Annotated in this window: 7 protein-coding genes and 1 tRNA gene; 3 read left to right on the forward strand and 5 right to left on the reverse strand. The window is 60.5% G+C overall.

Annotated features, from left to right (window positions below):
* The first annotated feature begins 32 nt into the window (after positions 1–32).
* Positions 33–1,187, forward strand: a complete 1,155-nt coding sequence (locus SYN63AY4M2_RS12330) for an OFA family MFS transporter (RefSeq protein ID WP_346426059.1) — start codon at positions 33–35, stop codon at positions 1,185–1,187.
* 156 nt (positions 1,188–1,343) lie between these two features.
* Positions 1,344–1,427: transfer RNA gene (locus tag SYN63AY4M2_RS12335), tRNA-Leu, on the forward strand.
* Here the strand turns inward: SYN63AY4M2_RS12335 and SYN63AY4M2_RS12340 are convergent.
* Positions 1,428–3,347 (reverse strand): glycosyltransferase 61 family protein, encoded by a 1,920-nt coding sequence (locus SYN63AY4M2_RS12340; RefSeq protein WP_240530547.1) that lies wholly within the window; start codon positions 3,345–3,347, stop codon positions 1,428–1,430.
* A 464-nt stretch (positions 3,348–3,811) separates the two neighbouring features.
* Here SYN63AY4M2_RS12340 and SYN63AY4M2_RS12345 point away from each other — a divergent pair, with 464 nt between their 5' ends.
* Positions 3,812–6,508 carry a phycobilisome rod-core linker polypeptide gene (locus SYN63AY4M2_RS12345; protein WP_099887428.1) on the forward strand — a complete coding sequence of 899 codons (2,697 nt, stop codon included), beginning with the start codon at positions 3,812–3,814 and terminating at the stop codon, positions 6,506–6,508.
* A 320-nt stretch (positions 6,509–6,828) separates the two neighbouring features.
* Here SYN63AY4M2_RS12345 and ruvB read toward each other — a convergent pair whose 3' ends face one another.
* The 4 genes from ruvB to SYN63AY4M2_RS12365 all read right to left on the reverse strand — a co-directional run bounded on the left by ruvB (position 6,829) and on the right by SYN63AY4M2_RS12365 (position 13,204).
* Positions 6,829–7,965, reverse strand: coding sequence for a Holliday junction branch migration DNA helicase RuvB (gene ruvB / locus SYN63AY4M2_RS12350; protein ID WP_011430641.1), 1,137 nt, complete (start codon positions 7,963–7,965; stop codon positions 6,829–6,831).
* 139 nt (positions 7,966–8,104) lie between these two features.
* Positions 8,105–9,169 (reverse strand): photosystem II q(b) protein, encoded by a 1,065-nt coding sequence (gene psbA / locus SYN63AY4M2_RS12355; RefSeq protein WP_011430640.1) that lies wholly within the window; start codon positions 9,167–9,169, stop codon positions 8,105–8,107.
* 104 nt (positions 9,170–9,273) lie between these two features.
* The gene (locus SYN63AY4M2_RS12360; RefSeq protein ID WP_011430639.1) at positions 9,274–11,829 is read right to left on the reverse strand and encodes a UPF0182 family protein; all 2,556 of its coding nucleotides are present in this window, start codon (positions 11,827–11,829) and stop codon (positions 9,274–9,276) included.
* 4 nt (positions 11,830–11,833) lie between these two features.
* Positions 11,834–13,204, reverse strand: coding sequence for a TIGR03279 family radical SAM protein (locus SYN63AY4M2_RS12365; protein ID WP_011430638.1), 1,371 nt, complete (start codon positions 13,202–13,204; stop codon positions 11,834–11,836).
* Positions 13,205–13,207: the final 3 nt, after the last annotated feature.

Here is a 13,207-nt window from a genome sequence, read left to right on the forward strand (position 1 = left end):
TTATCCTCCAGGGGCTCCTGGTTCTTCTTTGCTTGGGAACCGTCTATTCCTGGAGCATTTTCCGCAAGCCCCTGGAAACAGAGCTGGGGATTGGGGCCAGTGAGAGCCTGCTGCCCTACACGGTTGCCCTCGTGTTCTACGCTACCCTCATGCCCATCACAGGGTTTGTCATCCCCCGCTGGGGATCCCGCCGAGTACTGGCTCTGGGGGGCAGCTTGGTGGGTTTGGGCTATGGGCTGGCTAGCTTTGCCCCTTCTATTGGGTGGATCACCCTCTGCTATGGGGTGATTGCCGGTAGCGGAGTAGGGGTTGCCTATGGGGTGCCGATGGCCGTGGCAGCCCGTTGGTTTCCCGATTGCAAGGGATTGGCGGTGGGGTCCACCATTGTCGGCTTTGGCCTATCCCCCCTGCTTACCGCTCCTCTAGCCAACCGCTTGATCGAGGCGCTGGGGGTTCGACCTACGCTGCTGATTTTGGGGATCCTCTTCGCGGCAGTGATCCTGGGGATCGCAACCCAACTGAGATTTCCTCCCCCCGATTGGATCCCTTCCTCACCTTTTCCAAGAAAATCCACGAATGGCCCAGATCGCTCTCCGTTGACTTCTCGGCGCTCTCTCCCTCTGCTGAGGAACCCCTCCTTCTATGGCCTGTGGATCTGCTATGCCATCGGCACCCTGGTTGGTTTAAGCGCCATTGGGATTTCTGGTCCTGTGGGGGAAGAGCTGATCGGCCTGGATCCCCCTGCGGCTGCCAACAGCGTGGCTCTCTTCGCCATTTTCAACGGGATCAGCCGTCCTCTGTTTGGCTGGTTGGCCGATCGATTACATCCCCATCAGGTCACTACGGGATCCTACGGGCTGATCCTGCTGGCCTGTGGGCTAATGCTCCTGCCTCCTCAGGGATCCCTTCTGGCCTACTGGGTAACTTTTTCCTTGCTTTGGTTTTGCCTGGGGGGGTGGCTGGCCATGGCTCCCGCCCTGACCCTGCGCTTGTTTGATCCCGAACGCTACGCCCAGAACTACGGCATTGTGTTTACCGCCTATGGAGTTGGGGCCTTGGTGGGAACGATGATCGCGGGGCAAATTCGCGATAGGCTGGGCAGCTATAGCTATACCTTTTATGGGATGGCCGCCTTGGCGGTGGTGGGGATCTGGGTGGCCAACGTTTTTTTGAAAGAGAAGTTGTAGGAGCTTCAAGCCAGCGGGCACAGCAGGGATCCCATCAGCAGGGGCAGCAATCCCCTACTTCATACCCTCCACTGCAGGGCTGGGTGAACCAACTTAAAGACTTGCCCCCCCAAGGCAAGCAGTTTGGTAGAGTAGTACGGCTATTGCCGACAGATTGGGATCGTGGCGGAATGGTAGACGCTACGGACTTAAAATCCGTTGTTCCTCAAGAACGTGAGGGTTCGAGTCCCTCCGATCCCATCATCCCTTGATCCCTGTCTGTTCCAGCACCTCCAGCAAGTTCGAGATCCGAACCCAGGCATCTTCTCGATCCAAATCGGGGCTGGAAAGAAGAGCCACCAAAGCCGGATCACAAACAGGTGCTACCAAAGGGAAGTACCTTAACCCTGCCACCTGGGCAATGATCCAAAAATAGGGGAGCACTGCATTGCTGGGCAAGATCTCGATGACGGTGGTGCCGGGTGGACAAAAGGCGAGGTTGGTCAGGCCCGCCCCGTGGATCCCGATCACCGCCTCTGCCCCCTGCATCAGGGCTATTTGCTCTTGAAGAGAAAGGGTTTCCATCGGCACCGGTACAAATCCCCAGGGGCGCAAGCAGGCCAGCACCTCCGCTTCGTTGATCACCCGCCGCCAGCGGGCAGACCGACGGCTGATGTAAATTCGCCGCGGTTGTAAGGGGTCAATGGAGAAACTCGGCTGGGCCAGTTGCCGCAGCACCTCCAATCCCCTAGGCGTCAAGCACCCCACCGGAGCGCCTGCTGAGGGCACGATCAGGTTTTGGGCTTGCAGATGGGATCCCCCCAACTGCTCAAAGCTGAGGATGCGCTCGGCTGGGATCCCCAAAGCAGCCAAGCTCTGCACCTGAAAGGGCTTTCTTTGATACCCGTGGATCAAGATGGGGATGTCCTTTTCCAGGGCGCCCGACCGCTGCAGGATATCGAGGGCCGGCAGAATATCCACCATCCAGTGAAAGTAATTAACTGCCCCCAAGGGCAAAAGGGCAACGGGGCCATCCAGTGGGATCGGTGGGGGGAGATGGGGCAAGCCCAGCAGGGGGTGGTGCTGCAGGTGATCTGGCCTGTAGTCCCAGTCGAGGAACTCCGGCGGCGGCAAGCTCAGGGACAGATCGGCGAGCAATTCTCCCCGGCGGGTGAGCACCCCGCTGGCAAAGCTGGCGTAGAGGTGGCGGGGGTAGTGGCCCACGTGGACGGATCCTCGGGGGATCTGGGCGACAAAGGTCTCTGCCAAGGGGATGCGCTGCGGGCGCAACTTTTGCAAAATGTCGGGATCAGCGGCAGGGGGCGCTTTTAGACAGAGAACCCCCCCTGGATCCAGCAGTTGGTAGTCCCCTTCGCCCGTGGCCTGATGCCACTGTCGGGTGGTGAGGTAGCCTTGGGTTGGCACTGGCCAGAAGTCAGTTGTAGGGGGGGTGTTCTGGGAAAAAGAGTCCGCTTGAAGGGCAACGCCTTCTGGAGCCCAACGCTGCCGCCAAGCCGAGTACAGCAGGCAATCGGGGCCCTCCCCTCTGCATGCCTGCTCCAGTCCAGACCGCAGAGGGCTTTCTCTGCCACTGCCCTCGCACCACGCCTGCACCCAATTCCGTTCCGCTGCCACCGCTCGGCAAACCTTCTCCCAAGCGGCCTCAGGGTGAGCCAACCGCACTTCCGCTTCCGCCCAGTAGCTGTAGAGTTGCGCCGTCCCGGTGCCCCGCGCCTCAGCCGCCTGGAAACACCCCACAGCCTGAACTGGATCCTGCAGATCCAGCCACGCCAGGCCCATCTGTACCCAGGGATCCCCCCACTCAGGGCGCAGCCGCGCAGCCTCCTGTAGAGGGGAAATCGCCTCTCGCAAACGGCCCAGCTTCATCAGGGCCAAGCCCCAGCGCCAAAAACTCTCTGCTGCCGCCGGATCCCGTTGGCAAGCCCGCTCAAACCACTCCGCTGCCGCAGCCCACAGCCGGCTCCGCTCTTGGGTCAGGCCAATGCGGTGAGCAGCCAAAGCCTGGCCAGAAGACAGCTCCAGCCCAGAAAGCCCATCCCCCAACTCCAGAAGCTGCCGATACAGAGCTGCTGCCTGCGGCCAATGGCCCTTCTCCCACAGCCTTTCCGCCAAAGCCTGCAAGCTCCTCAGCAGGTGGTAGACGGCCTCGGATTCGGCCACCCCCCCCCGCTTGCAGCATCGCCAAGCCCTCTTGCCACACCAGCTGCGCCTCCAGTTCCCGACCCAGCAGGAGATAGGCAGATCCCAGATCCCAATACAGCTCTGGAGAGGGGGATCCCTGCTCGAGCCGCTGCTGCAAGACCTGAATGACGTGCTCGTAATGCCCCTGCTCCCAATCCTCAAGGAGAAAAGCAGAAGACAACAGATGGGGGGGTAGAGCTGGGTTGGGAGCCATGTCTTTGTGGATGAGAAACAGTGTTACAAACTGCAACAATCCTCCCCCTCTGGGCCCATGCCCCTAGTATTCTAGGCTTGGCTTCCCCCTCAGGGATCGGGCATCGATCCTTCTCAGCTCAGAGAGGGATGCTCCTCCAGTCGTGGGTCAGCCTCTTCACCCCCTTCGATGGCACTGTCCTCGGCCTTTGTCGGCAGTTTTTTCGATCAAAACGGAGTTTAAGAGATCGATGGGTATCAACGTATCCGCTGGCGCAGTCGTTTCCAACCCCCGTCTCTACCAAACCGTGCCTGTATCGACCATCTCCCAGGCGGAACAGCAGGATCGCTATCTGGGACGCACCGAGCTGGATCGCCTCGAGGACTTTTTCTCCAGCGGCCTGAAACGGCTAGAGATTGCCGAGGTCATTGCGGCCAATTCGGAAATCATCGTCAGCCGGGCAGCCAACCGCATCTTCACAGGGGGCTCGCCCATGGCCTATCTGGAGCGGCCAGAAGCGACCCAAGACGAGAAAGAAGCCTTCAAGCTGGGTACTGCCTTCTACGTGGAATCCACCGGCGGATTCATTGAGGCCATCCGCAACATCTTTAGCGCCAGCGGTGTGGAGATTCCCCCCAATTTCCGCCCCATCAACATCTCCCGCTACGGAGCTGCCAACATGCGCAAATCGCTGCGGGATCTGAGCTGGTTTTTGCGCTACGTTACCTACGCCCTGGTGGCCGGGGATCCCAGCATCATCGCCGTCAACACCCGCGGCCTGCGGGAGATCATCGAAAACGCCTGCTCCGCCGAGGCCACCATTGTCGCCATTCAAGAGATGAAACGGGCGGCGGCTGGCTACTTCCGCAAAGATGCCGAAGCGGTTGCCATCATCAACCAATACTTCGATGTTTTGCTGAGCGAGTTCATCGCTCCCGCCCCTTCCGACAAGCTGCGGCAGCGCAACGCCAGCACCGCCGACGGCCTGCCCCTGCAGGGGCTGCAGCTACCCCAGGTTTACAACTTGGCTGCCGAGAAAGTTCCCGTTTTTGCCATGAAGCCGGGGCTGTCCAACGCCGAGAAGGAAGAAGTCATCAAGGCCGCCTACCGGCAGGTGTTTGAGCGGGACATCCGCCGTGCCTATGGCCTTAAGCTGGCCGACCTGGAGTCGAAGGTCAAAAACGGCGAGATCTCCATGAAGGAGTTTATCCGCCGCCTGGGCAAATCCGAACTCTACCGCAAGCAGTTCTACGAGCCCTACATCAACAGCCGCGTTGTGGAGCTGGCCTTCCGCCACTTCCTGGGACGGGCACCAGAGACCCGTGAAGAGGTGCAGACCTACTTTGCCATCGTCTCCAGCAAGGGCCTGGCCGGCCTGGTGGACGCCCTGGTGGACAGCCGCGAGTACGGGGACTACTTCGGCGAGGAGACGGTGCCCTACCTGCGCAAGCTGGGGATAGAAGCCCAAACCAGCGCCAACTGGGGACCCAAGTTCGACCTCTACAACTACGCGGCCCCGCGCCGCAAGGTGCCCCAGTTCATTACCCTCTTTGCCCGCTACAACCGGCCTCTGCCGGATCAGCATGCCTATGGCTCCGGCAACGACCCGCTGGAGATCCAATTTGGGGCCATCTTCCCCAAGGAAACCCGTTCCCTCAGCGCCCGCCCCGCCCCCTTCAACAAGGATGTCAAGCGCATCCTTATCCGGCGCGGCTTTGCCCTCACCAACGCCCGCACCAATCCCAGAGCAGCAGGGGATCCCGCTAGCCTTGGCCCCAAAGTCTTCAAGCTCACCCAAACCCCCGGCGATCGCAGCCGGCGGCTAGGGGTGCGGGCCGGGATTGTTGGCAGCGAAGTCTCGACCCAAGCGGTGATCCGCGCCTGCTACCAGCAGGTGTACGGCTACATGCCCTACGAAGGCCAACGGCTAACCCGCTGGGAGATCAAGCTGGAGTCGGGGGAAATTCCTGTCAAAGAGTTTATTCGCCAACTGGCCAAGTCGGATCTCTTCCGCAACAAGTACTGGTCCAGCCTCTATGTCTGCAAAGCCATCGAGTTCATCCACCGCAAGCTGCTGGGCCGACCCACCTACGGCCGCCAGGAGATGAACCGCCTATTTGACATCGCCTCCAAGAAAGGCTTCTACGCCGTCGTGGACGCCATCCTCGACAGCGAGGAGTACCAGCAGGTCTTCGGGGAAGACGTCGTGCCCTACGAGCGCTACCTCACCCCTGCCGGTCTAGCGCGGCGGCGCATGCGCCCCGGATCCAGCGACATGGCCGTGGTCACCAGGCCCATCCGCACCGACGACGATATCCCCCTCTTTGTCAAGCTGGGCCAGCCCCAGGACAAGCCCTCCGGCGAGCTGGAGATCCAGCGGCGAGTCCAGCAGGGGGTGCCCAAGGTACGCCAAGAGATACCCATCTTCAAGCTCACCAGCCTGGCCAACAAAGCCGAAGTCAACAACCTCATCCGCGCCGCCTACCGGCAGATCTTCGAGCGCGACATGGACATCTACAACATCAGCGCCGAGCTCAGCTCTGCCGAGTCCAAGCTGCGCAATGGCGAGATCACCGTCAAGGAGTTCGTCGAGGCGCTGGGGTGCTCGGAACTGTACCGCTCCGAGTTCTACGCTCCCTATCCCAATACCAAGGTGATCGAGCTGGGCACCAAGCACTTCCTGGGCCGCGCACCCCTAAACCAGCAGGAGATCCGCAAGTACAACCAGATCTTGGCCACCCAGGGGGTGAAAGCCTTTGTGCGCGCCCTGCTGAACACCCAGGAGTATCGCGATCTCTTCGGCGAGGACACGGTGCCCTATCGCCGCTTCCCCACCTTGCCGGCGGCCAACTTCCCCAACACGCAGGAGCTGTACGGTCGCCTTACCAAGCAAAACCGCGAGCTGGTGGTGCCCAGCTTCAGCCCTGTGGGCAATGACCGCAGCTAGATATGGAGCTGATACATTCACGCTGAACTCTCCTGAACATGGTTCAGGAAAGAAGCGATCGCATCCTGCCTATCTCTGAGCAGGAAGGCGGTATCCCGCAAAGCCCTGAGGAATACCCCCCGAGCGCTTTCCCCCTTCACTTCCCGGCAACCGTTGCGGTGGACTCAAGGATCAGGGGGAAACTTGGTCTACTATATCCCTCTCAATGACTTTTGCCAAACCGCCTAAAGCTCAGTAAATTCAGCAAAGTTCAGGGTTTTGGGGGTTAGAGGCATGCTCTCAACCCCTTCTCTCCTTTTGTGGGAGAGGGAAAAGACAAATTAGCTCCACAAAGGCAGAGGAGACTGGGCTTCATAGCCCAGATGCCGTAGCGCAGCAGGGGTAACCACTCGACCCCGGGGCGTGCGCTGCAGGTAGCCAATCTGCAGCAGGTAGGGCTCGTACACCTCCTCAATTGTCTGGGGATCCTCACCCGTCACCGCGGCCATCGTCTCCAAGCCCACTGGCCCTCCACCGAACTGCTCCACCAGCACCGTCAGCAGCTTGCGATCGATCCAATCCAAACCCATGGGATCCACCTGGAACAGCTCCAGAGCGGCTGCTGCCACTTCTTGGCTAATGTGGCCATCCCCTCGCACCTGGGCGTAATCTCGCACCCGCTTGAACAGGCGGTTGGCAATGCGGGGCGTGCCCCGAGAACGGCGGGCGATCTCTGCAGCCCCTTCTGGATCGGTGGAGACATTTAAGAGGCGAGCCGTGCGCAGCACGATCTGCACCAGCTCGTGAGGCTCGTAAAAGCGCAGCCGTTGCACATGGCCAAAGCGATCCCGCAGCGGAGAAGTGAGGGCGCCAATGCGGGTTGTGGCCCCGATGAGGGTAAAGCGTTCCAAGGGCAGAGAGGTGATGCGAGCAGAGCGACCTTTGCCAATGGTGATATCAAGACGAAAATCCTCCATCGCCGGATAGAGCAATTCTTCTGTAACCTTGGGCAGGCGGTGGATCTCGTCAATAAACAACACATCCCCCCGCTTCAAGCGCACCAAATACCCGGCAATGTCGCGGGGGCTCTCCAAAGCCGGCGCGGTGGTCATGTAGAACTGGGATCCCATTTCTGCCGCCAGCACTGCTGCCACCGTGGTTTTGCCTAGACCAGGCGGGCCGTAGAACAGCAGGTGATCCAGAGGCTCTTGGCGAGCGCGGGCCGCCGCAATGGCAATGGAGAGCACTTCTTTAAGTTCCGTCTGGCCAATATATTCCGCTAGGGTGCGCGGGCGCAGAGATTCTTCCTGGGCTTCGCCAGGGTGGGCTTGCGGCTGCAACAGGGCAGAGGGATCCGCTCCCCTTTCCCCAGCAAAGCTCAACTCTCTGCCTTCTTTTCTCCAGGCTGAAGACTTTTGCTGCCGCCGCTTGGGGCCCTCAGCGTTCTGGCCTGTATCCCGAGAAGAAATGATTGCCATATCCCTAAGTCACAGAGGCAATGGCCCCAATTTAACTCTGGAAAAGCTCTGGGAAAGATCACCCCAGCAAAGAGAACAAAAAATCCCCCAGACCAAGCCGGGGGATCCACCAATGCTGTTGAAGCGTCAGGTCAGGCCATCAGCCACGCACCGCAGGCGCTACCTCCACCGCCGCCAGGTCCAGCGGGAAGTTGTGCGCATTCCGCTCGTGCATCACTTCCATCCCCAGGTTGGCACGGTTGAGCACATCCGCCCACGTCCCAACCACGCGACCGTTGCTGTCCACAATCGACTGGTTGAAGTTGAACCCGTTCAGGTTGAACGCCATGATGCTGATCCCCAGCGCCGTAAACCAAATCCCAATCACCGGCCACGCCGCCAGGAAAAAGTGCAGGCTCCGGCTGTTGTTGAACGACGCATATTGGAAAATCAACCGGCCAAAATACCCGTGCGCCGCCACAATGTTGTAGGTCTCTTCCTCTTGCCCAAACTTGTAACCCAAGTTCTGCGACTCCTCCTCCGAAGTCTCACGAATCAGGCTCGAGGTCACCAACGACCCGTGCATCGCACTAAACAGCGCACCCCCAAACACGCCGGCCACGCCCAGCTGGTGGAACGGGTGCATCAAAATGTTGTGCTCCGCTTGGAACACCAACATGAAGTTGAACGTCCCCGAAATCCCCAGCGGCATCCCGTCCGAAAACGAGCCTTGCCCAATCGGGTAAATCAAAAACACGGCCGTCGCCGCCGCCACCGGCGCCGAGTAAGCCACCGCAATCCAGGGACGCATCCCCAAGCGGTAGCTCAGCTCCCACTCCCGGCCCATGTAGCAGAACACCCCAATCAAAAAGTGCAGCACAATCAGCTGGTAGGGGCCGCCGTTGTACAGCCACTCGTCCAAAGAAGCGGCTTCCCAAATCGGGTAAAAGTGCAGGCCAATCGCAGCCGAAGAAGGCACCACCGCGCCGGTGATGATGTTGTTGCCATACAGCAACGAACCCGAAACTGGCTCGCGAATCCCGTCGATGTCCACCGGGGGAGCACCAATGAAGGCAATGATGAAGCAGGTGGTGGCAGTCAGCAGGGTGGGGATCATCAGCACCCCGAACCAACCGATGTAGAGGCGGTTGTCGGTGGAGGTGACCCACTCGCAAAACTGCTCCCACACGTTGCTGGTTGAGCGACGTTGGATAACAGTGGTCATGATGGCAAACTTCCCTGAGGAAGCGCGAAGATTGACAACCTAACCTTAAATCATCCGTTAAGTTCTGTCAACTACCCTTAGAAATCTGAGAAGGGATCCCGGCCTCAGCGGTTGGAGCGGCGGCTGCCGGTGGGGGAGAAGAGGGCTTCCAGAGCCTGGCTGAGGGTGGGCTCCATCACCACCCGGTCTTCGTAGGCAGCGATGACCCGGGTGAGCTGGGGCAGGCGGCCCTGTTCTGCCTCCAGGTAGAGGGGCTGGATGTAGAGAAGCGAGGTCTCGATGGGGATGACCAGCAGGGTGCCCAGGTTCACCCGCGACCCGTGTTCGTTCCAGAGGGCGATTTGCTCGGAAATGGCCGGATCCTGGTTGACCCGCGCCTCTACTTGCTCTGGGCCGTAGATGAGGCGCTGCTTGGAAAACTCGTACACCAGCAGCTTGCCGTAGTTTTCCCCATCGCAGCGGGCCGCCATCCAGGCCACCATGTTTTGTTTGTTGAGGGGGGTGAAGGGAGAAAGCAAGACAAACTCGGGCTGGTTTGGGGATCCCTTTTGGGGATCCTCTGGCAAGGTGAGGATGAGGTACTGGGGCTGCATGGGCAGGCGCCGCCGCTTGCGGAACTGGTTGGGGATCTGCCACTGGTCTTCCCGGTTGTAGAAAACACGGGGATCCGTCATGTGGTAAGTGGCAAATTGCTGCACCTGCACCCGGAAGAGATCTTGGGGGTAGCGGATGTGCTGCCGCAGCGGCTCCGGCATGGCCTCTAGCGGCTTGAACAGGGTGGGGTAGATGCGGGCGTAGGCTTGGATGAGGGGATCCCGAGGGTCGGCAATGTACCAGTCGATGCTGCCGTTGTAGGCGTCCAGCACCGCCTTGACAGAGTTGCGGATGTAGTTGAAGGGGAAGCCGGGCAGATGCTCCGAGTAGGGGTAGCGGCTGCTGGTGGTGTAGGCATCGAAAAACCAGTAGAGCCTGCCCCCTTGAATTACCAGGTAGGGATCCTGGTCGTAGAGCAAAAAGGGCATCACCTGGCGCACCCGTTCCCGGATTTGGCGGCGATAGAGGAAGCGGGTGCTGGGGGAGAGCTCGCGGCTGAGAAGGATGCGCAGATCCCGGAAGTGCCAGGCGTAGAGAAGCCGTTGCCAGAGGTGGGGGATGGGCACGCCGCCCGTGCCGCGGTAGCTGCTGTAGACATAGCGATCGGCAGCGGGATAGTCCAGCTCACGCGCCTCGGCCCCCACGAACACGTCGGTGGTGGTCAGCTCGCTGTAGTAGAGGGCCGGCTGCTCCACCCGCAGCACCTGCGCCACCTCTGGATAGCGGGGGGAAACCCGCGGTGGGATATCCGATAGGAAAAAGTCCGGCAGCCCCTCAGCAGTAACCACGTTGACTGGGCTGAGGGTGAGGCCATAGCCGTGGGTGTAGAAAAAGCGCCGGTTAACCCAAGTTTGGGCAGCCGGTGGTACCTGGGCAAAGTCCAGCTCGCGCGCTGCATGCATCACTTGGCGCAGCTCTCCCCCGATGCGGTAGCGATCCACATCCACATAGGGAAATTGGTAGTAAGGGCGGATCTCCTGCAGTTGGCGATAGGTGGCCAAGAGGGGTTCTGTATCCCAAAGACGCACGTTGCGCAGGGTGGATTGATTTTGCTGCAGGATCTCCCAGGTCAGGGATCCCTCTTCTGGGAAGGGCTTGACCTCCACCTCGGCCAGGCCAAAGCCGGCGCGAGTAAAACGGATGTTGTGCTCGATGTAGGGGCGCTCCAGCTCCAGCTCGTTGGGCGTGACCAAAAGGGTTTGCAGCAGTTGCGGGTAAAGCCGGGTGGTCAGCAGCCCAAACCCCAGGTAGGCCCCCCAGAGCAGGGCCGGCGCCAGCAGGGAACTGGCCCAGGCAGGGCACCAAGACTTGAACAAGGGAAGGTTGAATCGGATCCCCTGGCGGGCCAAAGCCCAGAAGCCAACTGCTGTCAGGAAAGCCACCCCGCTCATCAACGTGGTAGCTGGCAAAGTGGCGTGCACATCGGCAAAGCCGGCGCCAAAGACGACGCCGCGGGTGGAATAGAGCAGCTCGTAGCGCTCCAGCCAATGGCCCCAGGCACGAAGCAAAAACAGAGCTCCCCCCAAGATCAGCAGGTGCCGTTGGGCAAATAAAGACAGAGCCAGCGTCAGCCGCTGCTCCGATAGCCCCAGCTCCACTAGGTAAATAAGCGCCACCGTGATCAAAGTGAGCAGCACTAGGTTGAAGCACCACTGCTGCAGCGTCTCCCAGAAGGGCAGGCCGAAAAGAAAAAAGCCCAGGTCGCGACCGAAGATTGGATCGGACTCGCCGACAGGGACTTGGTGCAACCAGAGCAGCAGCGCGAACCAGTGCTGAGAAAGAGACCAGGCCAAGCCGCCGCTCAACCCCAGGGCAATGGCCCAGGCCCCGGCTGTGCTTGCCCCCCGCCAGCAGGCGCGGATGTTGGATCCCACCACCGCCAGGGCAAAGGCAAAGGCGCCCAGGCCCAGCCCCCAGCGAGCCAGCACCCGCGTCCAGAGCACCGGCAGGGCATTCAGCTCGGCAAACCAGGCCAGATCGACATAGAAAGAGGCCAAAGCTGTGATGGCCAGGATCCCCAGCCCCGCCCAAAGCAAGAGAACCAACCCTCGCTGTAGCCGCTGCATAGCCTCACAGCGTCCCGCTCGAGGTCGCCCTTGATCCTAGCCGCTGCACCGCCTGCAGCAAGCCCGCCGGGCCCCCATCCACCCGCATCACCGGGATCCCCACTTGGGCCTGCAACTCTTGCCAGGTGAGATCGTCCAAAAAGCGCTCCCCATCCTTGAGGGCGATCTGGGGCAAAAGCAGGCCGTCGTAACTTGCCAAGTTTTCAACCGATTTCAAAGCGCCCAGAATGTCTTGCCCCGTCAACAGTCCGGTTACCGTCAGGGTTTGTCCCCAGAATTGGCTGGCAATGGGCAGAAGATGCAACTGCAACCTGGGGATGCTGTTCATCCGCTCCACCACCGGCTGGAAGGCTCGCTCCACTGCGTTGCCCACCACCCAGAGAACTTTGAGAGGAGAAGGGATCCCAGTCGGCAGCCGCACCTGCTCAAACTCGCTCAAGAACAGGCGCAGGGATCCCACTCCATTCCCCAGTTGGGGGTAATCTTCATAGTGCTCTGCCGGCGGCAATTCTCGATTTGCCAGCAAGTACCACTCGTCGGCCAGCCAGGCAAAGGTGGACCCCAATTCTTGCCGAAACTGCGCCTGCAGCGCTTCTACCTGCGCAATCACCTCCGCCGCCTTGGCGGCATCCACCGGGATCAGCTCGTCATTGGGGGGGCGGAAGCGGGTCAGCCCCACCGGTACCACCGCCACCGAGAGGACGGTTGGGATCCCTTCGACAGGTTGGCGAAAAGCGGCCAGATCCAAGAGCGTGCGGGTGAGGTGCTCTCCATCGTTCCAGCCCGGGCAGACCACCACCTGGGCATGCACTTGCAGGCGGTGTTGGCGAAACCAGGCCAACTGCTCCAGGATCAGACCGGCGCGCGGGTTTTTGAGCAGGCGGCTGCGCAGCTCCGGCTCCGTGGCATGAACCGAGACATAGAGGGGGGAAAGGCGCAGGCGGGCGATGCGATCCCATTCGGCAGCGGTCAAGTTGGTAAGGGTGAGGTAGCTGCCGTAGAGAAAGCTGAGGCGGTAGTCGTCGTCTTTAAGGTGCAGCGTTGCCCGCATTTCAGGGGGCTGTTGGTCGATGAAGCAAAAGGGGCAGGCGTTGGTGCATTGGATGAGGCCATCGAACAAAGCCGTCTCAAACTCCAGCCCCAGATCTTCATCGATGTCTTTTTCCAGCTCGACGATGCGCCGGATCCCTTGGCTGTCCAGGATCTCCAGGCAGAGATATTCATCGGCACACAAGAAGCGATAGTCAATGAGATCGCGGGGCTTCTCGCCGTTGATGCTCACCAGGGCCTCCCCTGGCCGAATGCCCACCTTTGCCGCCAGGGATCCGGGCACCACAGCGCTAATGCGGGCGGGCTTGAGGCTAGCACGGGACATGGC

The sequence above is a fragment of the Synechococcus sp. 63AY4M2 genome (assembly GCF_002760475.1).
Taxonomy (GTDB): Bacteria; Cyanobacteriota; Cyanobacteriia; order Thermostichales; family Thermostichaceae; genus Thermostichus.

Coding starts and splice junctions, on each gene's coding strand:
- psbA (WP_011430640.1), bottom strand. CDS start 9,169: ATGACCACTGTTATCCAACGTCGCTCAACCAGCAACGTGTGGGAGCAG.
- SYN63AY4M2_RS12345 (WP_099887428.1), top strand. CDS start 3,812: ATGGGTATCAACGTATCCGCTGGCGCAGTCGTTTCCAACCCCCGTCTC.
- ruvB (WP_011430641.1), bottom strand. CDS start 7,965: ATGGCAATCATTTCTTCTCGGGATACAGGCCAGAACGCTGAGGGCCCC.
- SYN63AY4M2_RS12365 (WP_011430638.1), bottom strand. CDS start 13,204: ATGTCCCGTGCTAGCCTCAAGCCCGCCCGCATTAGCGCTGTGGTGCCC.
- SYN63AY4M2_RS12360 (WP_011430639.1), bottom strand. CDS start 11,829: ATGCAGCGGCTACAGCGAGGGTTGGTTCTCTTGCTTTGGGCGGGGCTG.